Here is a 19,671-nt window from a genome sequence, read left to right as displayed (position 1 = left end):
CGCCCCCCCCCCCCCAACCCTTCGGGAAGGTCTGCCAGCGCGGGCCACTCGGCGTTGCGCTCCTTGCGCGTGCGCATGCACGCGCGGCGTCACGCGCCTTGATTGGCCCGCGCTGGCAGACCTTCGCGACCCCGGAAATAGGGTGAACAGGCCCTAATCGATCGTGGTGCCGGAGGCGCGGATCACCCGGCCCCAGCGTTCGGTTTCGCTGCGGATGTAGGCGGCCAATTGCTCCGGCGCGCCCGCGCCGTGCGCCCCCGGCGCGGCCGGCTCGAAGCCCTCGTTCTCGAGCTTCTGGCGCAGCGCGGGCTGCGCGACGAGGCGGGCGATCTCCTGGCTGCAGCGGTCGATGAAGGCCTTGGGCGTGCCCGCGGGCGCGACCACGCTCTGCCACGCCACCGCCTCGAAATCGGCGGTGCCTGCCACGCCCGACTCGGCCACGGTCGGCACGGCGGGGAAGGTCGGCTGGCGCTTGCGCGAGGTCACGGCCAGCGCGCGCAGCTTGCCGCTGCGTACGTGCTGCAGGGCCGGCGCGATGTCGGTGAACATGAGCTGCAGCTGGCCGCCGAGCAGGTCGGTCAGCGCGAGCGCGCTGCCCTTGTAGGGCACGTGCACCATGTTCGCCGCGGTCGCGACCTTGAACATCTCCGCGCCCAGGTGCTGCGGGCTGCCGTTGCCGGCGGAGCCGTAGCTCAGCGCATCGGGCCGCGATTTCGCGAGTGCCACCAGCTCGGCCAGCGTGTTCGCCGGCACCGACGGGTGCACCACCACCATCAGCGGCACGGCGCCGATGAGGCCGACCGGCGCGAAGTCTTTCGCGGGGTCGTACGAGAGCTTCTTGTAGAGCCACGGGTTGATGGCGAGCGTGGTGCTGGTCGCGACCAGCAGCGTCGAGCCGTCGGGCGCGGCGCGTGCCACCTGCGAGGCGCCGATGGCGGTGCCGGCGCCCGGCCGGTTGTCGACGATCACGGTGCGGCCCAGCGCGGTGCCCAGCTGCTGCGCGATGAGCCGCCCGAGCATGTCGGTCGTGCCGCCGGGCGCGTAGGGCACGACGAGGGTGATGGGCTTGTCGCCTTGCGCCCGCACGAGGGCGGGACCTGCGGCGCAGGCAGCGGCGGACAGCGCGCCCAGATGGCGCAAGGCATGGCGACGGTTCATTGGCTTGTCTCTCTTTCTTTTTCGGATGTCGGTGCGGCCACCACGGCGGCGCCGCGCAGCAGGTCGACCAGCGCGAGCGCGTCGGCCGGCACGGCATGCCCGCGCCAGGCCACGTGCTGGTCGGGGCGCGAGATGACGAGTGGCCGGTCGTACACGGCGGTGGCGGCCGAGGCGCGGATGTCCAGCGTGCGCAGCGGCAGGCCGCGCGCCGCGGCGGCGGCTTCGAGCGGCGCGACATCGATCGCGGGATCGAAGCGCAGCAGCGTGTAGCCCTCGCCGGGCATCGCCATCGCGTCGTACAGCGAGCGCCCGTCGTCCAGCCACAGGTGCGGCGTGCGGCAGCCCGGCACGGTCGAGGGCGTGAACTCGTACATCGTGTAGGCGGGCGCGGCCTCGCCGTCGTAGGCGATGAGCGGCGAGCCCTCGTAGAAGTAGCCGAAGTTGAGGCCACCGCAGCAGTACTGCTGCACGTTCAGGTCGTACAGCGCCTGGCCGCGCGCGGCGCGCAGCGCGTCGCCCTCGGGCCCGGGCGCCTCGATGTTCTCGGGCACGCCTTCGCGCTGGCGCTGGAGCGCGAGCGCGTGGTTCATCGCGAACCGCGACACCTGCTCGGTGATCGGCTGGCGCTCGGCCTCGTGCGCCGCGAGCGCGCCCTCGGCCAGCCAGCCGTGCAGCCGGCCCGCGAGCAGCCACGAGAGGTTCATCGCATCGGCGATGCCGGCGTTCATGCCGTAGCCCGCCATCGGAATCCACAGGTGCGCCGCGTCGCCGCAGATGAACACGCGGCGGTCGCGGAAGCGGTCGGCCACGAGCCGGCGGCCGACCCAGTCTTCGTTGGAGATCACTTCGTACTCGAAGTCGTCGCCCACGCCCAGGATCTGGCGGATCGCCCAGTCGCGGTTGATCGAGTCGAAGTCGGTCTCCTCGGGCAGCAGGTAGTTGTGCAGCAGCCAGGTCTCGCGCCCGTCGATGGCGTACACGTTGCCGCAGCGGCGCGGGTTCAGCGCGAAGGTGGCCCAGGCCGGCGGGTGCTTCAGCAGGCCCAGCAGCGCGGGCGCGCGAAAGTAGGTCGACTGCACGCGGCCCACCACGTCGGTGCCGTGCAGGCTGGCGCCGATCTTCTTGCGCACCGTCGAGCGACTGCCGTCGCAACCGACGAGGTACTGGCAGCGGATGCGCACCGCGCGGCCGTCGTCCAGGTCCACGCCCGTGGCCCACACGCCCTCGTCGTCCTGCTCGAAGTCGTCGATGCGCGTGCGGTTGCGGATGCGCAGGCCGGGCGTGGCCTCGGCATGCGCGAACAGCACCGGCTCCAGGAAGATCTGGTTGATGCGGTGCGGCGGCTCGGCCGTGGGCCACCAGGTGTCGGGGCCGCCGGTGGCGGTGTAGCGCTCGCGGCGCGCGGGGATCGGAATGCGCGACAGCTCCATGCCCGTCACGGCCGTGCGGTAGGCCACGTCGTTCGGGTAGTCCGCCGGCAGGCCCGCGTCGCGCAGTGCCTGCGCCACGCCCAGGCGGCGGAACACCTCCATCGAACGCGCCGCCACGTGGTTGCACTTCACGTTGGGTGGTTCGCCGCGGTGGCGGATCTCGGTCATCAGCACGTCGATGCCGCGTTGCGCCAGGTCGATGGCCAGCGTCAGCCCCACGGGGCCGGCGCCGACGATCAGCACCTGGGCTTGCAGTTGCTCGGTCATGGGTTGCTTGTCTCCAGATTCTTGTGAGGCGCCATTACAGTGCCGAACCGGCTCGCGGAAAAAGTGAAACTTTCATGGCCATTCATAAAAAACCACTATCAATGCGCGGCGTGCCCTCTGTGCGGCAACTGCGCGCGTTCGCGGCCGTGTACCACAGCGGCCAGCTGTCGAGCGCGGCGGCTGCGCTGTCGCTGACCCAGCCGGCCGTCAGCGTGCTGCTGCGCGAGCTTGAAGCGCGGCTCGGCGTGCGCCTGTTCGACCGCACCACGCGTTCGCTGCAACGCACCGAGGCCGCGAACGAAGCCATTGCCTATGCCGAGCGCGTGCTGGCCGAACTCGATGCGCTGGGCACCGGCATGGCCGAGCTGGCGGCGGGCCGGCGCGGGCGCGTGCGCATCGCGGCCACGTCCACCATCGCGCAGACGCTGATGCCCAAGGCCCTGCGCCGCTACCTCGACCTGCATCCCGACGTGAAGGTCGCCATCGAAGACTGCGCGCCCGGGCAGTTCGTGGAGAAGGTCCTCGGCGAGCAGGTCGACTTCGGCGTGGGCACGCTGCAGGCGCGCACGCCGGGGCTGGACCAGCGCGTGTTCGTGCACGACCACCTCGCGGTGATTGCCGACCGCGACCTGCGCCTGCCCGGCGCCGACCGCATCACCTGGCGGCAGCTCGCGGGCCATCCGCTGATCACGGTCAAGCCGGGGTACGGCGTGCGCAGCAGCATCGACATCGCCGCCGCAACCGCCGGCGTGCGGCTGGACATCGCCTACGAGGTGACGCTCTTGACCACGGCGCTCGCGATGGCGGCCAGCGGCCTCGGCCCGGCGCTGCTGCCGGCGTCGATCCTCGCGCATGCCGACCACACGCGGCTGGTCGCGCGGCGGCTCATGCGCCCGACGGTGGCGCGCAACATCGCGGTCGTGACGCGGCAGGGCCGATCGCTCTCGCCGGCCGCGGCGGCGTTCGCGGACCTGCTGGTGCGCGAATTCGCCATCGCCTGAACCGCGCCCCCTAAACTCGCTGCATGGCCAAGGACAAAACAACTTTCGTCTGCAGCGAATGCGGCGGTACCAGCCCCAAGTGGCTCGGAAAATGCCCCAGCTGCGGTGCATGGAACACACTCATCGAACAGGTCGCCGGCGCGGCCAACGGACCGGCCAACAACCGCTTCGGCACGCAGTTCGCGTCGCTCGCGGGCGCGTCCGAACTCGCCACGCTCTCGGAAATCGAAGCCACCGATGTCGCACGCACGCCCACCGGGCTCAACGAGCTCGACCGCGTGCTCGGCGGCGGCATCGTGTCGGGCGGCGTCACGCTGATCGGCGGCGACCCGGGCATCGGCAAGTCGACGCTGCTGCTGCAGGCGGTCGATGCGCTGCAGCGCGCGGGGCAGAACGCGCTGTACGTCACCGGCGAGGAAAGCGGCTCGCAGGTGGCGCTGCGCTCCAAGCGGCTCGGGCTCGACCACTCGCAGGTGCAGGTGCTGGCCGAGATCCAGCTCGAAAAGATCATCGCCACGCTCGACGCCACGCGCCCGGCCATCGCGGTGATCGATTCCATCCAGACCGTGTACTCCGACCAGCTCACCTCCGCGCCCGGCTCGGTGGCGCAGGTGCGCGAATGCGCGGCGCACCTCACGCGCTTTGCCAAGACCAGCGGCACGGCCGTGGTGCTGGTGGGCCACGTCACGAAAGAGGGCGCGCTGGCGGGCCCGCGCGTGCTCGAGCACATGGTCGACACGGTGCTGTACTTCGAAGGCGACACACACTCGAGCTTTCGCCTCGTGCGCGCCATCAAGAACCGCTTCGGCGCGGTGAACGAGATCGGCGTGTTCGCCATGACCGAGCGCGGCCTGAAGGGTGTGACCAACCCGAGCGCGATCTTCCTGAGCCAGCATGCCGAGCCCGTGCCCGGCAGCGTGGTGCTGGTCACGCTCGAAGGCACGCGGCCGATGCTGGTGGAAATCCAGGCGCTGGTCGACAACGGCGGGCCGAGCCCGCGCCGCCTCTCGGTGGGCCTGGACCGCGACCGCCTCGCGATGCTGCTGGCCGTGCTGCACCGCCACGCGGGCGTGGCCTGCATGGACCAGGACGTGTTCGTCAACGCGGTGGGCGGCGTGCGCATCAGCGAGCCCGCGGCCGACCTGGCCGTGATGCTGGCCATCACCTCGAGCCTGCGCGGCAAGCCGTTGCCCAAGGGCTTCATCGCCTTCGGCGAAGTCGGCCTGGCCGGCGAGGTGCGGCCCGCGCCGCGCGGCCAGGAGCGCCTGCGCGAAGCCGCCAAGCTGGGCTTCAGCGTGGCCGTGGTGCCGAAGGCCAACGCGCCGCGCAAGGGCACGAAGGAGATCGAGGGCCTGACTATCCACCCGGTCGACCGCATCGAGGAAGCGATGGACGTGGTGCGACGGCTCGACTGACGCGCACCCGCACGACAACACCCCCACCAGGAGACCCCCATGCAACTCATCGTCTCCGCCGGGCTGATCGCCGTGGTCGTGCTGTGGGGGTTGATTTCTCCCGCGTCGCTCGACCGCGTGTTCAGCACCGCGCTTGCCGACATCACGCGCAACTTCGGCTGGTTCTACCTGTGGGTGGTGCTCGGGCTGGTGGTGCTGGCCTTCTTCCTGGCGTTCAGCCGCTTCGGTGACCTGAAGCTGGGCGACGAGGACGACGAGCCCGAGTTCTCCATCGGCGCCTGGTTCGCGATGCTGTTCGCGGCCGGCATGGGCATCGGCCTGGTGTTCTGGGGCGTGGCCGAGCCGATCTCGCACTACGCGAACCCGCCGCCCGGTGTGATCCCCGGCACGCCCGATGCGGCCGGTGTGGCCATGCGCTACGCCTTCTTCCACTGGGGGCTGCACCCCTGGGCGATCTACGGCATCGTCGGCCTGTCGATCGCCTTCTTCAGCTTCCGCCGCAAGGCGCTGCCGCTGGTCAGCTCGGCCACCGAGGCGCTGCCGTGGCGCTTCGTGCAGCGGCTGTCGCCGGCCTTCAACGTGCTGGCCGTGGTGGCCACCGCCTTCGGCGTGGCGGCCTCGCTGGGCATGGGCGCCACGCAGATCAACAGCGGGCTGCACGCGGCCTTCGGTACGGACATCGGCCGCTGGACGCAGGCGGTGATCATCGTGGTGACGACGGTGCTGTTCATCACCTCGGCGGTCACGGGCGTCGAGCGCGGCGTGAAGTGGCTGTCGATGGGCAACCTGGTGCTGGCGGCGCTGCTGGCGCTCACGGTGCTGGTGGTGGGGCCGACCATCGCCATCGTCGAGACCTTCACCAACACGCTGGGCTCGTACCTCGCCGAGTTCGTGCGCATGAGCCTGCGCATGAACCCGTTCCGCAACAGCTCGTGGGTGGCCGACTGGACGCTCTTCTACTGGGCCTGGTGGCTGGCGTGGTCGCCGTTCGTGGGCCTGTTCATTGCGCGCGTGTCGCGCGGCCGCACGATCCGCCAGTTCATCCTGGGCACGGTGATCGCGCCCACGCTGGTGGGCTTCGCGTGGTTCTCGGTGTTCGGCGGCGCGGCGCTCAATTTCGAGATCTTCCAGGGCGTGCCGCTGGTCGAGTCGGTGAAGGCCGACGTGTCGACCACCATGTTCGTGATGTTCAAGGCGATGCCCATGGGCGGGCTGCTGTCGATCGTGGCCACGCTGCTGGTGTTCGTGTTCTTCGTGACCTCGGGCGATTCCGCGACGCTGGTGCTGGGCATCATGAGCACGAAGGGCAATCCGAACCCGCCTGCCCGCGTCAAGATCACCTGGGGCGTGCTGGTGGCGGCGATTGCGCTGAGCCTGCTGTTCGCAGGCGGCATCAAGGCCATACAGACGGCGACCATCGTGTTCGCGCTGCCCTTTGCGTTCGTGATCCTGCTGATGGCGCTGTCGGTCACGCTGGCCATCCGCGACGACTGGAACGCCGAGCAGAAACGCGAACGCGAGCTGCGGCGCAAGATGCGGCAGCTCGTGAACTGGTAGGACGGACAAAAAAACGCCCGGCGCGCGGTGGACACGCGCCGGGCCTACCCTCCCTACCTTCCCTGGCCTCCCTGGCCTTCTCTGATTCTTTGCTTAGCTTCCGATGTGCATCGTGAACGCCGGCCCGTTGTTGAGCACGCACTGGCCGCTGCCCAAGGTGGCGGAGTTCATCGTGTACTGGCAACTCAGGTTGCCGCCGCGACTGCCGGTGGCGTTCGCCACCCCGGCGGTGCGCGAGCCGGCCACGCGGGTCGCCTCTCCCTGAAACTGTTCGGCACCGATCTGTGCATTGAAGTGGCCGCGGCCGTTCATGTCGTTGGTCACCGTGCCCCCGACGGCGCCGTAGCGCGCGGCTTCGGCGTTCGACGGATACAGCCGCGCGCTGAAGGTCTGTGACACCGGCCCCGGTGCGACGGCGTAGCTTTGCTGCGACGGCGCGATGGGAGCGGGTTGTCCGAGCGGCACCACGTAGCAGCCGCTGAGGACGGTGCCCGCGAGTGCGGCGGCAAGGGTGAGTCGAACGATGGTGACGGAACGCGGGATGTTCATGCGTTTCTCGGTGGCCCGGGCAGATGCCCGTGCGGCGAAATGTGCCCGCACCCGCCCCGGCACCGTGTGCCTTTCGCCGGGAGTACCGCTTTCTGCGCCCGGCGGTAGCCACGGCGGCTACTGCGGCGGGGTCGGGGCCGCACAATCGCGGGCCGTTTCCCCCTGTCGCCGAATGAAATCCACCGCACCGCCCATTGCCGCCGTCATGGTCCACGTCACCGATGTGAACGCGGCACTGCGCTGGTACGCCGACGCCTTCCCCGATGCGGTGCCGATGTCGATCGGCTCGCCGGCCTTCGAGTGCCTGTCGGTCCACGGCGTGCTGCTGGAGCTCGTGCCGGCCGACGCGAAGGTCGGCGCCGGTGCCTCGGGCTCGGTCGTGTACTGGAACGTTGCCGACTTCGATGCGGCGCTGGCCCATCTCGAGGCCTGCGGCGCGCCGCTGTACCGCGGCCCGCTGCGGCTGGAGGGCGACGAACACATGGCGCAGGTGCGCGACCCCTGGGGCAACTGCATCGGCCTGCGGGGGGCTTCCACCGGGCGGCGACAATGCGCCCCATGAATTTCCAGAAATTGCTGGTGCCCGTGGGGGCCGTCGTTCTCCTCGGCCTGTCCTGGCACCAATACGGATGGGGCGGCGTGGCGTTCGCCGGCGGTGCGATCGTGATGTTCCTGCTGATGCACTTCAACCGCACGATGCAGGTGCTCAAGCGGGCCGCCGACCGGCCCATCGGCACGGTGGCGAGTTCGGTGATGCTGAATGCCAAGCTCAAGCCCGGCGTGACGCTCATGCACGTCATCGCGATGACGCGCGCGCTCGGCGAGCTGCGCTCGCCCGAGAACGAGCAGCCCGAACTGTACCGCTGGACCGATGCCGGCGGCTCCTACGTCGATGCCGTGTTCAACGGCGGCAAGCTGCAGAGCTGGACGCTCACGCGGCCCGAGACGCCGGCCGACGAAGAAACGCCCGCGGCCTGACGGCGGCGCGGGCGCTTCGCCTGACTCAGAACGTCAGAACGGCGCGTCTTCTTCTTCGGGCGTGTCGGCCTGCGCCGCAGGCGCCGTGGCAGCAGCCTTCGGCGCTTCGTCCGGCGGTGCTGCAGAGAACGCCGCCTCGCCGCCCAGCGCGTCGAGCAGCGCCGGCACCAGCTGGCCGAGTTCGCCGGTGGCAATGGCCACGTCGGCGTCGAAGTTGTCTTCCTTCTTGCCGCCCGCCGCACCGTCGCCCGTGCCTTCGAGGAAGGTGATCTTGCGGATCAGCAGGCCGTGCGTGAGCTCGAAGGACACGCGGTCGTCCCAGGTGAGCGCCAGGCGCGTCGGGCGCTTGCCGTCGGTGATGTGCTGCTTGACCTCGTCGATGTCCAGTGCGTGCTTGGCGTAGCGCACCACGGCCTTCGAGTCGTCGGAGGCCTTGAGCTCGCACTCGCGATCAATGCTGAAGCCGGCCGGCGGCTCCTGCGTCAGCAGCCAGTTGGCCATGGCGGCGGCCGGCTCGATCTGCGTGTTGATCAGCGCCACGGCAAAGCCGTCGAGCGACTTCACGAGGCTGGTGACCACTTCGTCGGCGCGCGCGGCGTTGCCGCAGTTGATCACGAGGCGGTTCTCGGCCTTGTCGATCCACACCGTCACGCGCGCGCTGCGCGTGAAGGCCATGGGCAGCAGCTCCAGGGTGATGTCTTCCTTGAGCTCCTTCTTTTCCTTCTTGCCGGGCTTGCGGCCGGTGGTGGTCTCGATGTGGGCGCAGCGCTCGTCGAGCTTGCGGCGCACCACGGAGCCGGGGACCTGCTTGCTCTCGATCATGTACTCGACCAGCCACTGGCCGTCGATGGATTCGACCAACGGGCCGTTGGCTTCGCCGCGGGGCTCGACCCAGCCGGCGGACTTTTCCTGCGAGGGGCCGCAAGGCACGAAGCGTTGCTTGGCCAGCCCTTCTTCTGCCTCGGTCAGTGATTGGGACCAGGCAGGTTCGATGCGATAGACGATGACGTTCTTGAATACGGACACGGGAACCCTTTTTCCACTGGTTGGCACAACCGGCCATTGTCGGGCACCCGGTTCCGGGCTCGGCCGTAAAATCGAAAGCTTTTGCGACTTCCCAGTGGGTCGCACCCCCACACCGCTCCCAAAGGAATCAGGAAATGAGCTCGATCCCCCCCTCGCTGGACGACCGTGACGGCAAGATCTGGATGGACGGCGAACTCGTGGACTGGCGCGACGCCAAGATCCACGTGCTGAGCCACACGCTGCACTACGGGTGCGGCGCCTTCGAGGGCGTGCGCGCCTACAAGACGGCCGATGGCAGCACGGCGATCTTCCGCCTGGCCGAGCACACCGAGCGCCTGTTCAACAGCGCCAAGATCCTGCGCATGAAGATCCCGTTCTCGCAGGAACAGCTGAACGAAGCCCAGAAGCAGGTCGTGCGCGAGAACAAGCTCGAAAGCTGCTACCTGCGCCCCCTGATCTGGATCGGCTCCGAGAAGCTGGGCGTGAGCCCCAAGGGCAACAAGATCCACGCCATGGTCGCGGCCTGGTCGTGGGGCGCCTACCTCGGCGAAGAAGGCATGCGCCGCGGCATCCGCGTGAAGACCTCCAGCTACACCCGCCACCACGTCAACATCACGATGACGCAGGCCAAGACGGTGAGCAACTACACCAACTCGATCCTCGCCAACATGGAAGCGCTGGACGACGGCTACGACGAAGCGCTGCTGCTCGACGCGAGCGGCTTCGTGTCCGAAGGCGCGGGCGAGAACGTGTTCGTGGTCAAGGGCGGCGTGGTCTACACGCCCGACCTGTCGGCTGGCGCCCTGAACGGCATCACGCGCAACACCATCCTGCACATCTGCAAGGACCTGGGGATCGAGCTGGTGCAAAAGCGCATCACGCGCGACGAGGTGTACGTGGCCGACGAGGCCTTCTTCACCGGCACCGCCGCTGAAGTCACGCCCATCCGCGAACTCGACCGCATCGAGATCGGCAACCGGGGCGACGGCGGCGCGCGCGGCCCGGTCACCGAGAAGATCCAGTCGGCCTTCTTCGACATCGTGAACGGCAAGAACCCCAAGTACGCCCACTGGCTCACGAAGGTCTGAGGAACAACATGTCCACCAATGCAGTCGTCGAACTCCTCGCGAAGGAGCTCAACCACCAGGGCGGCGTGTTCTGCCCCAGCCCCAAGGCCGACATGAAGCTCTGGAACAGCCACCCGAAGGTCTACCTCGACGTGGCGCGCACCGGCGAAGCCAAGTGCCCGTACTGCGGCACGGTGTACCGCCTGAAGGCGGGCGAGACCGTGTCCAGCCGTCACTGAGCGGCCAGGCGGAAAAAAGAAACCGGCCCGGCCCTTGCGGCCGGTTTTTTCGTTTCAGCTTGGCCGGGCCCTCGGCCACAGGCCGCGCCACGGATCGGGGTCCTGCGATTCCTGCGCCAGCCGCAGGTAGACCATCGCGATCCACAGCACCGCCAGCCCGATCTGCGCGTCGCGCATCGCCGAGTTCACGCTCGACGCGATGAGCGCGATGAGCGTCGCGGCCAGCGCGTAGCGCCCGGCGATGTCGGGCCGGCGCCAGGCCTGCCAGACGGCGACCAGCATGATCGCCAGCAGGCTCAGGATGCCCGGGATGCCGCTTTGCGCGCCCACCCAGAGGAAGTCGTTGTGCGGCATGTTGGAGTCGGCGAACAGCGCCGGGCCGCGCTTGTGCCATTGGTCGGTCCAGCCGCCGATGCCCCAGCCCGCGACGGGCTGGTCGGCGATCATGGCGCCGGTGTCGCGGTACATGTAGTAGCGGATGATCCAGCTGCCGTGGAACACGGCGCCGGTCTGCGCCTTCTCGAGCTCCTCGATGCCGGTCTCGACCTTCTGCTGCAGCTGCGGCAACTGGTACAGGCTTGCGCCGATCACCACCGCGCCCAGGATCAGCGCCGCCGACAGCGCTTTCAGGTGGTTCTTCCACTGGTGCAGGCAGACCACCGGAATCACCAGCAGCAGCGCGAGCACCGAGGTGCGCGACGTGAGCGGCAGCGCGACGACGGCGCCCAGCCCGAGCACGAGCGCGAAGGCCGCCAGTGCGCGCAGGGGCCGGTGCCCCGTGATCTGCGACAGCCCATAGACCGCGGCGCTGGCTGCGACGATGCTGAAGAGCAGCGCGTTGCTGATCGACTTGTTGCCCACTTCCATCACCACGCCGCGCAGCGCGCCCGGCACCGGAAAGCCCAGGCTGTAGTGCAGCACGATGAGCACGATGTTGAGCGCCGCGATCAAGAGGAAGCCGCGCAGCGCCCACAGCGCCTCTTCGCGCGTGAGCGCCATCGCCATCAGGAAGGTGAAGGCGATGCGCAGCCCGTGGAACAGGTTGGAGGGGGTCTCGGGGTAGTGCGGCCGCACGGCCAGCACGATGAAGGTCCACGCCACGTAGGCGACCACCGGCCACCACAGCGGGTTGGCGCGCAGCCGCGCATAGCGCTCGCGCAAGCCGCCGCCCACCAGCAGGGCAAGCAGCAGCACGATGGCCGACAGGTAGGTGACGCCGACCGGCATGAACACCACCAGCCCCCAGAACATGGCCGCGGGCCGAACGATGTGCGATCTCTGCATAGGGGCGGGATTTTAGGTGCGGCCCCTCGGCCGAACCTGACTTGCCCCTGCGCACCCGAAGGCGCTCAGTGCGCTGCGGCGGCAGGGCCTTTGGCCGGCAGGCGGATCACGAAGCTAGCGCCCCCGCCCGGCCGGTCTTCGCACTGCACCGATCCGCCGTGGCGCTCGGCGATCGACTTCACCAGCGCCAGCCCCAGGCCGACGCCGCCGTTGCGCTCGCTGGCGCCCGGCAGGCGGTAGAAGGGTTCGAAGATGCGTTCGCGCAGCGTTGCCGGCACGCCCGGCCCGCGGTCGTTGACGCGCACCGTGGCGTAGCCGCCGGCGCTGCCGAGTTCGACGCTGATCTCGCCGGCGCCGTAGCGGCGGGCGTTCTCGAGCAGGTTGCGGATCGCGCGGCGCAGCAGGCGCGACACGCCTGGCACGGTGAGTGTGGCGTTGTCGGTGCCTTCGGCCAGGTCGAGCTCGGCGTTCACCTGCGCGCATTCTTCGGCGGCCAGGCCGGTCAGATCGACGGCTTCGATGGTGCCCATGTCGGCCTCGCTGGCGTCGAGCCGGCTGGCCAAGAGGATCTCGTCGATGAGCTGGTCGAGTTCGCCGATGTTGCGCGAGATTTCCTCGCGCGCCGCCGGGCTGGGCTGGTCGCCCATGAGTTCCAGGCCCATGCGGATGCGGGTGAGCGGCGAGCGCAGCTCGTGCGAGGCGTTCGCCAGCAGCGACTTGTGGGAACGCACGAGCTGCTCGATGCGTTCGGCGGAGGCATTGAATCGCTTGGAGAGATCGGCCACTTCGTCTTGTCCTTCCTCGATCACGCGCGCCGAGAGGTCGCCCTCGCCCCAGCGCTGCACGCCGCGCTGCAGGGTCTCGAGCCGCTGGGTGATGCGCCGCACGATCGGGTAGACGCCCAGCGCCACCGCCACGCCCACCAGCGCAATCATCCAGCCCAGCCCGAACGGGGTGCGCCAGGGCGCGAAGCCGCCGGTGCCGGTGGGGCGCTCGCGCGGCGCCACGCGCAATGTCATGTCGCGGCCGTCGCTCAGCTGCACGTCGAACTCCAGGCCCTGGCCGGGCACGCGCATGGCCTTGCCGGTGCCGATGGTGCGGTCTTCGTTGTCGAGCACGACCACCTCGCGCGGCACGGGCGCCAGGCGCTCGCGCTCGGCCTCGGCGGCCACGCGCACGATCCAGTTGGCCATCAGCGTGAGGATGACCACGCCGCCGACCACCGCGAGCCAGATGCGGACGTAGAGGTGGCGGCGGTAGAGGCTGCGCAGCATCGCGGGGCGGTCCGGGTCAGTCTTGCTGCTTGGCGAACACGTAGCCCACGCCGCGCACGGTGAGGATGCGCTTGGGGTTCTTCGCGTCGACCTCGATGGCGGCGCGGATGCGGCCCATGTGCACGTCGATCGAGCGGTCGAAGGCCTCGAGCTCGCGGCCGCGCACGGCTTCCATGATCTGGTCGCGCGTGAGCACGCGGCCCGCGCGCTCGGCCATCGCCACCAGCAGGTCGAACTGGTAGGAGGTGAGGTCGGCCAGCGTGCCGGCCACCGACACGGTGCGCGCGTTGCGGTCGATCTCCAGCGTGCCGAAGCGCATCACCGTGGAGGCTTCGGCCTCGGTGGCGTTCTCGCTTCGCCGGCGCAGCACGGCGCGGATGCGCGCCAGCAGCTCGCGCGGCTCGAAGGGCTTGGGCAGGTAGTCGTCGGCGCCGATCTCCAGGCCGATGATGCGGTCCATCGGGTCGCCCTTGGCCGTGAGCATCAGCACCGACACCTTGGCCAGCGGGCCGGGCAGGGCGCGGATGCGGCGGCAGACCTCGAGCCCGTCGGTGTCGGGCAGCATCAGGTCGAGGATCACCAGGTCGGGCGCGTGCTGCTGCAGCTGCTCCAGGCCGGTGGCGCCGTCGCCGGCGTGGTTGAAGGCGAAACCCGACTGCGTCAGGTACTCGCCCACCATCTGCGCCAGGCGGGCGTCGTCTTCGATCATCAGGAGTTGGGGGGTGCTCATGCGCTTCATGGTCGTTCACCGGGAGCAAGCGGGCTTGAACGCTCCGTAAAGTTGGGTAAACGCAGCATCGCCCTGTCAACCTGGATCGCTGCGAAAAACATAGCGCCTCGCCCAGGTTGCGTGGGCGCCATGCGGCAATGATGACGTACCGGGGCGCGGTTGCGTGTGTCAACACGCACCGCCGCCCCCGGGCGCAGGCCGGTCAGCCCGCGGCCTGCAGGCGCAGCCGCAGGGCCAGCGCGGCCGACAGCGGCAGGTCGATGGGCGCGTCGGCGCTGCCCGGGGCCTGGGCCAGCGCCTCGAACAGGGGCAGGGCGTCGGCCATCGGGTTGATGTCGTTCAGCGTGGCGGCGGCGGCCGAGCGCGGCGCGGTCGCCGTGCCGGCGGCATCGCCGACCAGCGACCAGTCGAGGCTGGCCACCGTGCGGGCCGTGCGTTCGGGCGCGATCACCAGCGCCACGGCCAGCAGGCCGCGGCTGTCGGTCACCGAGGCCAGCGCGCCGACCGTGGGGGCGTCGTAGCCCACCAGCAGCACCGGCGTCTGGTCGGCCGCGCACTGCACGGCCGCTTCGAGCAGGCCGGCGGCAAAGCTGTGGCCGTAGGCCGAGACGGCGTTGCTGGCCGCCATGCAGCCGGTGCCGATGGTCCAGTAGCCCACGGCCGCGTTGTGCACCGAGTTGTGGAACTTGGTGGGCGACAGCATCTTCGGGTCGCCCGCGAGCGTGCTGCACATGTAGTCGTTGATCGACAGGTCGCCGTGCGCCGACGTGAACACGCAGGGCACGTCGGCCGCGGGCCGGTCGGCGCCCGCGATGGCCGCGGCGGCCACTTCGAGCGCCAGTGCCACGGTGTCGGGTGCGCGGCGGCGCTCGGCCGGGGCCAGCACCTGCGGCGAGGGCCGCTTGGCGGGCGGATCGGCCAGCGCGCCTTCGCCGCGGAAGGCCGCGCGCGCGGCGTCCCAGCCGGGCAGCGTGGGGGTCCAGAAGGCGGGGCCTTCGATGTAGAGCGTCGGAGGCGTGTTCATGCGGTCACCGCCTTGCCGAAGACCAGCGCGCAGTTGTTGCCGCCGAAGCCGAAGGAGTTGGACAGCGCGTAGCGCACCTCGCCCTTCGCAGGTTCGAGCTTGATCTGCGGGCCGAAGCCTTCGTCCAGCGTGCGTGTGTTGACCGTGCCCGGCATCAGGCCGCGCTCGATTGCCAGCAGACAGACCACGGCCTCGACGATGCCCGCGGCGCCCAGCGTGTGGCCCATGAAGCCCTTGGTCGAGCTGGCGTGCGTGCGCGCCGGGAAGCGGCGCGCCACCAGCGCGCCCTCGACCTCGTCGTTCTTCTGGCTCGCCGTGCCGTGCATGTTGATGTAGTCGATGGCGTCGGCCGACAGGCCCGCGCGCGCCAGCGCGTCGTCGAGTGCGCGCTCGGCGCCCAGGCCCTCGGGGTGTGGCGTCGACATGTGGTGTGCGTCGCTCGCCTCGCCGTAGCCCAGCAGCTGCGTGGCGCTTTCGCCCGCCTGCACGCGCTCGACCAGCGCGAAGCCGGCTGCCTCACCCAGGCTGATGCCCTTGCGTTCGGCGTCGAAGGGCCGGCAGGGCTCGGTGGAGACCAGCTCCAGCGAGTTGAAACCGAACAGCACGCTGCCGCACAGCGTGTCGGCGCCGCCGACCACGGCCGCGTCGGCCAGGCCCAGGCGGATCAGGCGCTCGGCCGAGGCGAACACCTTGGCGCTGGACGAGCAGGCGGTGGAAATCGTCTCGCTCGGGCCGTCGATGCCCAGCACCTGCTGCACGAACATGGCCAGCGAATGCGGCGTGTGGACGGCCGCGCGGCGCTGGTCCGGCGGAAAGTTGCCGTCGGCGTCGAGCTGCGTGTAGGCCAGCTCGGTCTCGCCGATGCTGGCCGTGGAGGTGCCGAGCACCAGCGCGATGCGCGTGGCACCGTACTTCTGGCGCGCGGCGGCTACGGCCTCGAGGAAGCCGTCGGCCTGCAGGCCCAGCCAGGCCAGCCGGTTGTTGCGGCAGTCCCAGAACGCGGCCGATTCGGGCAGGCGGACGTCTTCCAGGCCGTCGACACGGCCGATCCAGGTCGGCAGCGGCGCCTCGCCGAAATCGTTGGCGCGCAGGCCGCTGCGCGAGTGCGCGAGTGCGTCGGCGTGCGCTTCCTTGCCGACGCCGACGGCCGAGGTGGCCGTGTAGGCACTGATTTGAAGGGGAGAAATTCGGGACGGCACGATGGATGTGGGGGCAGGCGACAGGCGAAAGGGCGTCGGCGACAGAAGAAAAAGCGGGAAAGCGCAATTTTCACGCAATGAATGTCGCAGCCTACCAGCGTTGCGTATCAGGTTGCGTCGGCTGTTTCCTATAGATGACAGCTCCGGCGCAGGCCCTATTGACGCTCGCCGTCGCCTGTGCGGGCCGCCATGCGCGAGGCCAGCGCCACCAGCAGCAGCACCGGCACGCCCAGCAGCGCGGTGGCGGTGAAGAAGGTGCTGTAGCCGTAGGCGTCGACAAACGCGCCCGAATAACCGGCGATGAACTTCGGCAGCAGCAGCATCAGCGAGCTGAACAGCGCGTACTGCGTGGCCGAGTAGCTGATGTTGGTCAGGCTCGACAGGTAGGCGATGAAGGCCGCCGAGGCGATGCCGCCGGCCAGGTTGTCGGCCGAGACCACCGCGATCAGCGCCGTCAGGTCGTGCCCGCGCGTGGCCAGCCAGGCGAACAGCAGGTTGCTCGCGGCGCTCAGCACGGCGCCCAGCATCAGCACCCGCATCACGCCCAGGCGCATCGACAGCACGCCGCCCACGAAGGCGCCCACCAGCGTCATGATCACGCCGTAGATCTTGCTGACCGTGGCCACCTGGTCCTTGGTGAAGCCCATGTCCACATAGAAGGGGTTGGCCATGATGCCCATCACCACGTCGCTGATGCGGTAGATGGCGATCAGCGCGAGGATCAGCGCGGCTTGCCACTTGTAGCGGCGGATGAAGTCGGCAAAAGGCTCGATCAGCACGCTTCGCAGCCATTCGCCCGCGTTCTTCGCCTTCGGCAGCACGCGCCGCACCGGTTCGGGCGACAGCAGCACCGTGAGCACGCCGACCGCCATCGAGGCCGCCATGACGAGGTAGGCCGTCTTCCAGGCGCCGTTCTGGTAGGCCGCCGCGCCGGTGACGGCCACGGCGGGCGCCACCTCGGCCCAGGCCGCGACCCACAGCACGCCGGCGCCGGCCCAGATCATCGCGAGCCGGTAGCCCGTTTGATAAGCGGCGGCCAGCGCGGCCTGCTTGCGCGTCTCGGCCGATTCGATGCGGAAGGCGTCCAGCGCGATGTCCTGCGTGGCCGAGCCGAAGGCCACCAGCAGCGCGCACCAGATCAGCGGCTGCAGCCCCAGGCGCGGGTCGTTCATCGCCATGCCGATCAGCCCGACGATCACCATGCCCTGCGCCAGCAGCAGCCAGCCGCGCCGGCGCCCGAGCAGCGTGGTCAGCGGCGGCAGCGGCAGCCGGTCGACCAGCGGCGCCCAGACCCACTTGAAGCCATAGGCCAGCCCGACCCAGCTCAGGTAGCCGATGGTGGTGCGGTCGATGCCCGCCTCGCGCAGCCGGAAACTCAGCGTGCCCAGCACCAGCAGCAGCGGCAGGCCGGCCGAGAAGCCCAGCGCGAGCATGCGCAGGGTGGCGGGTTCGAGGTAGACCTTGAGCGCGTCGCGCCAGGGCAGCGCGGCGCTCGCGGGGGCTTGGGTGGGTTCGGCGGGCGGTGCGGACATGAGTGGGGGATTGTCCATGAGCTATGGAGGACATCGGCGCGCCCGCTCGTCTCCATTTGTTCCTATCATCCGGGCACCTATGTGCACACGATGCGAACGCCCCCTTTCCGCCCTCTCCGAAGCCTCGGCCTGGAACCCGCGCCGGGCCTTCCTGCTGGCCGCCGCCGGTGCGGCGCTGAGCGCGCCGGCGCTGGCGCAGGTCAATGTCGGCAATGCCTCGGTGGCGCGCAACCTCGTGCCCGCCGACCAGATCGAGGCGGCCGGCGTGCAGCAGTACGGCCAGCTGCTCGAACAGGCGCGCGCCAAGGGCGCACTGGCCGGTGACGGCAACCCGCAGCTGCAGCGCCTGCGCACCATCGCGCAGCGGCTCATTCCCTTCGCCCTGCCGTGGAACACCCGCGCCCGCGAGTGGAAGTGGGAGGTGAACCTCATCGGCAGCAAGCAGATCAACGCCTTCTGCATGCCCGGCGGCAAGATCGCCTTCTTCACCGGCATCCTCGAGCAGCTCAAGCTGAGCGACGACGAGGTCGCGATGGTCATGGGCCATGAAATGGCGCACGCGCTGCGCGAACACGCCCGCGCGCGCATGGCCAAGAGCGTCGGTACCGGCGCGGCGCTGTCCATCGGCGCGCAGCTGCTGGGGCTCGGCCAGGTCGGCGACCTCGCGGCGCGCGCCGGCACCCAGCTCATCACCCTGAAGTTCAGCCGCAGCGACGAGACCGACGCCGACCTCGTGGGCCTGGAGCTCGCTGCGCGCGCGGGCTACGACCCGCAGGCCTCGGTGTCGCTGTGGAAGAAGATGGCCACCGCCTCCAAGAACCAGGGCGGCCTGAGCTTCTTGTCGACCCACCCGAGCGGGCCGGACCGCATCGCCAAGCTCGAGGCGAACGTGCCGAAGGTCGAAAACCTGTACCGGGCGGCTGCGCGCAAGTAGCCGGCTGCTCGCCCCCGGCTCCGCTCAGTCGGCGGTGATGTTTCCCTTCTTCACCACCGTCGCCCAGCGCTGCGCATCCTTCTGGATCAGCGCGCCGAACGCCGTCGGCGTCGAGCTGGCGGGCACCATGCCCTGCGACTCGAAGGACTTCGCCACCTCGGGCGACTTCAGCACCGCGGCGATCTCCGTGTTCAGCCGCGCCACCACGTTGGCCGGCGTGCCCTTGGGCGCGAGCACGCCGTACCACATGTCGACGTTGTCGGCGGTCACGCCGGCCTCGGCCAGGGTGGGCACGTCGGGCAGCTGCGGCAGGCGGTGGCTGCTGCCGGTGGCGAGCGCCTTGAGCTTGCCGGCCTGGATGTGCTGCAGCGCCACGTGCACCGGCAGGAACATCGCGTCGATGCGCCCGCCGAGCAGGTCGGTGACGGCGCCGGCCGTGCCCTTGTAGGGCACGTGCAGCAGGTCGGTGCCGGTGCCCTGCATCAGCAGCGCCATCGACAGGTGGTGCGGCGTGCCGACACCGGGCGTGGCGTAGGTCAGCTTGCCGGGGTTGGCCTTGGCGGTGGCCACCAGCTGCGCGAGCGAGCCGGCCTTCTGCGTGGCCGGGTTGGTCACCAGCAGCAGCGTGCCCCACGAGGTCTGCGACACCGGCGTGAAGTCGGCCACCGGGTCGTAGGCGAGCGACTTGTACAGGCCCTTGTTCATCACCAGCGTGTTGACCTGCACCAGCAGCGTGTAGCCGTCGGGCTTGGCGCGCGCCACCTTCTCGCTGCCGATGTTGCCGCTCGCGCCGGCCAGGTTCTCCACGATCACCGGCTGCCCGAGCACGGCGGGCAGACGGGCCGAGAGCTGGCGTGCGATCAGGTCGATGCCGGTGCCGGGCGTGTAGGGCACCACCAGCGTCACCGGCTGGTCGGGCCAGGCATGGGCCGCGGCGGCGCTGGCCGCAACCAGCAGGGCGGCGAAGGTCCGGGTCAGAAATTTCATCGTGTCTTGTCTCCGTCTTG

The 19,671-nt window shown here is 69.9% G+C and carries 19 protein-coding genes; 8 read left to right on the top strand and 11 right to left on the bottom strand.

The genetic code is table 11. The features are described 5' to 3' along the window. Positions 1 to 153: 153 nt before the first annotated feature. Both AC07Y4_RS18365 and AC07Y4_RS18360 read right to left on the bottom strand, forming a co-directional pair. Complete coding sequence (locus tag AC07Y4_RS18365; protein WP_487848855.1) at positions 154 to 1,158, bottom strand: tripartite tricarboxylate transporter substrate binding protein; 1,005 nt, start codon at positions 1,156 to 1,158, stop codon at positions 154 to 156. Then, on the bottom strand, positions 1,155 to 2,855 hold the full coding sequence (locus tag AC07Y4_RS18360; RefSeq protein WP_487848854.1) for an FAD-dependent oxidoreductase: 1,701 nt from the start codon (positions 2,853 to 2,855) through the stop codon (positions 1,155 to 1,157). The genes AC07Y4_RS18365 and AC07Y4_RS18360 overlap by 4 nt, the downstream gene beginning before the upstream one ends. Before the next feature lie 74 nt (positions 2,856 to 2,929). On the opposite strand from AC07Y4_RS18360, the gene AC07Y4_RS18355 reads away from it, so the two are divergent. Genes AC07Y4_RS18355 through AC07Y4_RS18345 form a run of 3 tightly spaced genes read left to right on the top strand, consistent with a single transcriptional unit; the run spans position 2,930 to position 6,828 of the window. Next, positions 2,930 to 3,856, top strand: a complete 927-nt coding sequence (locus tag AC07Y4_RS18355) for a LysR family transcriptional regulator (protein WP_487863308.1) — start codon at positions 2,930 to 2,932, stop codon at positions 3,854 to 3,856. 23 nt (positions 3,857 to 3,879) lie between these two features. Beyond that, complete coding sequence (gene radA, locus AC07Y4_RS18350) at positions 3,880 to 5,271, top strand: DNA repair protein RadA (RefSeq protein WP_495274884.1); 1,392 nt, start codon at positions 3,880 to 3,882, stop codon at positions 5,269 to 5,271. Positions 5,272 to 5,310: 39 nt separating this feature from the next. Continuing rightward, a complete protein-coding gene (locus tag AC07Y4_RS18345; RefSeq protein WP_487848853.1) occupies positions 5,311 to 6,828 on the top strand; it encodes a BCCT family transporter in 1,518 nt (505 codons plus the stop codon). 93 nt (positions 6,829 to 6,921) lie between these two features. Here AC07Y4_RS18345 and AC07Y4_RS18340 read toward each other — a convergent pair whose 3' ends face one another. Further along, positions 6,922 to 7,377 carry a hypothetical protein gene (locus AC07Y4_RS18340; RefSeq protein WP_487848852.1) on the bottom strand — a complete coding sequence of 152 codons (456 nt, stop codon included), beginning with the start codon at positions 7,375 to 7,377 and terminating at the stop codon, positions 6,922 to 6,924. A 172-nt stretch (positions 7,378 to 7,549) separates the two neighbouring features. Here AC07Y4_RS18340 and AC07Y4_RS18335 point away from each other — a divergent pair, with 172 nt between their 5' ends. Beyond that, entirely contained in the window at positions 7,550 to 7,939 is a 390-nt protein-coding gene (locus AC07Y4_RS18335; protein WP_487848851.1) for a VOC family protein, read from the top strand. Further along, entirely contained in the window at positions 7,927 to 8,355 is a 429-nt protein-coding gene (locus tag AC07Y4_RS18330; RefSeq protein ID WP_070063499.1) for a glycerate kinase, read from the top strand. Before AC07Y4_RS18335 ends, AC07Y4_RS18330 begins: the two co-directional genes overlap by 13 nt. A gap of 33 nt (positions 8,356 to 8,388) precedes the next feature. Here AC07Y4_RS18330 and AC07Y4_RS18325 read toward each other — a convergent pair whose 3' ends face one another. Continuing rightward, positions 8,389 to 9,381 carry a recombination-associated protein RdgC gene (locus tag AC07Y4_RS18325; RefSeq protein WP_095949800.1) on the bottom strand — a complete coding sequence of 331 codons (993 nt, stop codon included), beginning with the start codon at positions 9,379 to 9,381 and terminating at the stop codon, positions 8,389 to 8,391. Between the two features lie 134 nt (positions 9,382 to 9,515). Between AC07Y4_RS18325 and AC07Y4_RS18320 the strand changes: the two genes are divergently transcribed. Both AC07Y4_RS18320 and AC07Y4_RS18315 read left to right on the top strand, forming a co-directional pair. Continuing rightward, positions 9,516 to 10,469, top strand: coding sequence for a branched-chain amino acid transaminase (locus AC07Y4_RS18320; RefSeq protein WP_062476806.1), 954 nt, complete (start codon positions 9,516 to 9,518; stop codon positions 10,467 to 10,469). An 8-nt stretch (positions 10,470 to 10,477) separates the two neighbouring features. Beyond that, a complete protein-coding gene (locus AC07Y4_RS18315; RefSeq protein WP_007836801.1) occupies positions 10,478 to 10,687 on the top strand; it encodes a zinc-finger domain-containing protein in 210 nt (69 codons plus the stop codon). Positions 10,688 to 10,741: 54 nt separating this feature from the next. Here the strand turns inward: AC07Y4_RS18315 and AC07Y4_RS18310 are convergent, their stop codons facing one another. The 6 genes from AC07Y4_RS18310 to AC07Y4_RS18285 all read right to left on the bottom strand — a co-directional run bounded on the left by AC07Y4_RS18310 (position 10,742) and on the right by AC07Y4_RS18285 (position 17,748). Beyond that, positions 10,742 to 11,971 (bottom strand): O-antigen ligase family protein, encoded by a 1,230-nt coding sequence (locus tag AC07Y4_RS18310; RefSeq protein WP_487848850.1) that lies wholly within the window; start codon positions 11,969 to 11,971, stop codon positions 10,742 to 10,744. 65 nt (positions 11,972 to 12,036) lie between these two features. Beyond that, complete coding sequence (locus AC07Y4_RS18305; protein ID WP_307696497.1) at positions 12,037 to 13,245, bottom strand: ATP-binding protein; 1,209 nt, start codon at positions 13,243 to 13,245, stop codon at positions 12,037 to 12,039. A 16-nt stretch (positions 13,246 to 13,261) separates the two neighbouring features. Then, positions 13,262 to 13,984: a response regulator gene (locus tag AC07Y4_RS18300; RefSeq protein WP_487848849.1), complete on the bottom strand. Its 723-nt coding sequence runs from the start codon at positions 13,982 to 13,984 to the stop codon at positions 13,262 to 13,264. A 193-nt stretch (positions 13,985 to 14,177) separates the two neighbouring features. Continuing rightward, a complete protein-coding gene (locus AC07Y4_RS18295; RefSeq protein WP_487848848.1) occupies positions 14,178 to 14,999 on the bottom strand; it encodes a beta-ketoacyl synthase chain length factor in 822 nt (273 codons plus the stop codon). Then, positions 14,996 to 16,198: a beta-ketoacyl-[acyl-carrier-protein] synthase family protein gene (locus AC07Y4_RS18290; RefSeq protein ID WP_487848847.1), complete on the bottom strand. Its 1,203-nt coding sequence runs from the start codon at positions 16,196 to 16,198 to the stop codon at positions 14,996 to 14,998. Before AC07Y4_RS18290 ends, AC07Y4_RS18295 begins: the two co-directional genes overlap by 4 nt. Positions 16,199 to 16,353: 155 nt before the next feature. Continuing rightward, entirely contained in the window at positions 16,354 to 17,748 is a 1,395-nt protein-coding gene (locus AC07Y4_RS18285) for an AmpG family muropeptide MFS transporter (RefSeq protein ID WP_095743216.1), read from the bottom strand. Positions 17,749 to 17,809: 61 nt separating this feature from the next. Here AC07Y4_RS18285 and AC07Y4_RS18280 point away from each other — a divergent pair, with 61 nt between their 5' ends. Continuing rightward, positions 17,810 to 18,664, top strand: coding sequence for a M48 family metallopeptidase (locus AC07Y4_RS18280; RefSeq protein WP_070063492.1), 855 nt, complete (start codon positions 17,810 to 17,812; stop codon positions 18,662 to 18,664). A 24-nt stretch (positions 18,665 to 18,688) separates the two neighbouring features. Here the strand turns inward: AC07Y4_RS18280 and AC07Y4_RS18275 are convergent, their stop codons facing one another. Then, positions 18,689 to 19,651: a tripartite tricarboxylate transporter substrate binding protein gene (locus AC07Y4_RS18275; protein WP_487848846.1), complete on the bottom strand. Its 963-nt coding sequence runs from the start codon at positions 19,649 to 19,651 to the stop codon at positions 18,689 to 18,691. Positions 19,652 to 19,671: the final 20 nt, after the last annotated feature.

Source organism: Variovorax sp. GW460-12-1-14-LB1 (assembly GCF_059423605.1).
The sequence above is the reverse complement of the archived record's forward strand: the minus strand, read 5'-3'. Positions and strand labels throughout refer to the sequence as shown.

Excerpts from the sequence above, each read along its gene's own strand:
- AC07Y4_RS18310 (WP_487848850.1), bottom strand. The coding sequence starts at position 11,971 with ATGCAGAGATCGCACATCGTTCGGCCCGCGGCCATGTTCTGGGGGCTG.
- AC07Y4_RS18305 (WP_307696497.1), bottom strand. The coding sequence starts at position 13,245 with ATGCTGCGCAGCCTCTACCGCCGCCACCTCTACGTCCGCATCTGGCTC.
- radA (WP_495274884.1), top strand. The coding sequence starts at position 3,880 with ATGGCCAAGGACAAAACAACTTTCGTCTGCAGCGAATGCGGCGGTACC.
- AC07Y4_RS18315 (WP_007836801.1), top strand. The coding sequence starts at position 10,478 with ATGTCCACCAATGCAGTCGTCGAACTCCTCGCGAAGGAGCTCAACCAC.
- AC07Y4_RS18275 (WP_487848846.1), bottom strand. The coding sequence starts at position 19,651 with ATGAAATTTCTGACCCGGACCTTCGCCGCCCTGCTGGTTGCGGCCAGC.
- AC07Y4_RS18285 (WP_095743216.1), bottom strand. The coding sequence starts at position 17,748 with ATGGACAATCCCCCACTCATGTCCGCACCGCCCGCCGAACCCACCCAA.
- AC07Y4_RS18365 (WP_487848855.1), bottom strand. The coding sequence starts at position 1,158 with ATGAACCGTCGCCATGCCTTGCGCCATCTGGGCGCGCTGTCCGCCGCT.
- AC07Y4_RS18280 (WP_070063492.1), top strand. The coding sequence starts at position 17,810 with ATGTGCACACGATGCGAACGCCCCCTTTCCGCCCTCTCCGAAGCCTCG.
- AC07Y4_RS18300 (WP_487848849.1), bottom strand. The coding sequence starts at position 13,984 with ATGAAGCGCATGAGCACCCCCCAACTCCTGATGATCGAAGACGACGCC.
- AC07Y4_RS18355 (WP_487863308.1), top strand. The coding sequence starts at position 2,930 with ATGGCCATTCATAAAAAACCACTATCAATGCGCGGCGTGCCCTCTGTG.
- AC07Y4_RS18340 (WP_487848852.1), bottom strand. The coding sequence starts at position 7,377 with ATGAACATCCCGCGTTCCGTCACCATCGTTCGACTCACCCTTGCCGCC.
- AC07Y4_RS18360 (WP_487848854.1), bottom strand. The coding sequence starts at position 2,855 with ATGACCGAGCAACTGCAAGCCCAGGTGCTGATCGTCGGCGCCGGCCCC.
- AC07Y4_RS18320 (WP_062476806.1), top strand. The coding sequence starts at position 9,516 with ATGAGCTCGATCCCCCCCTCGCTGGACGACCGTGACGGCAAGATCTGG.
- AC07Y4_RS18330 (WP_070063499.1), top strand. The coding sequence starts at position 7,927 with ATGCGCCCCATGAATTTCCAGAAATTGCTGGTGCCCGTGGGGGCCGTC.
- AC07Y4_RS18335 (WP_487848851.1), top strand. The coding sequence starts at position 7,550 with ATGAAATCCACCGCACCGCCCATTGCCGCCGTCATGGTCCACGTCACC.
- AC07Y4_RS18295 (WP_487848848.1), bottom strand. The coding sequence starts at position 14,999 with ATGAACACGCCTCCGACGCTCTACATCGAAGGCCCCGCCTTCTGGACC.
- AC07Y4_RS18345 (WP_487848853.1), top strand. The coding sequence starts at position 5,311 with ATGCAACTCATCGTCTCCGCCGGGCTGATCGCCGTGGTCGTGCTGTGG.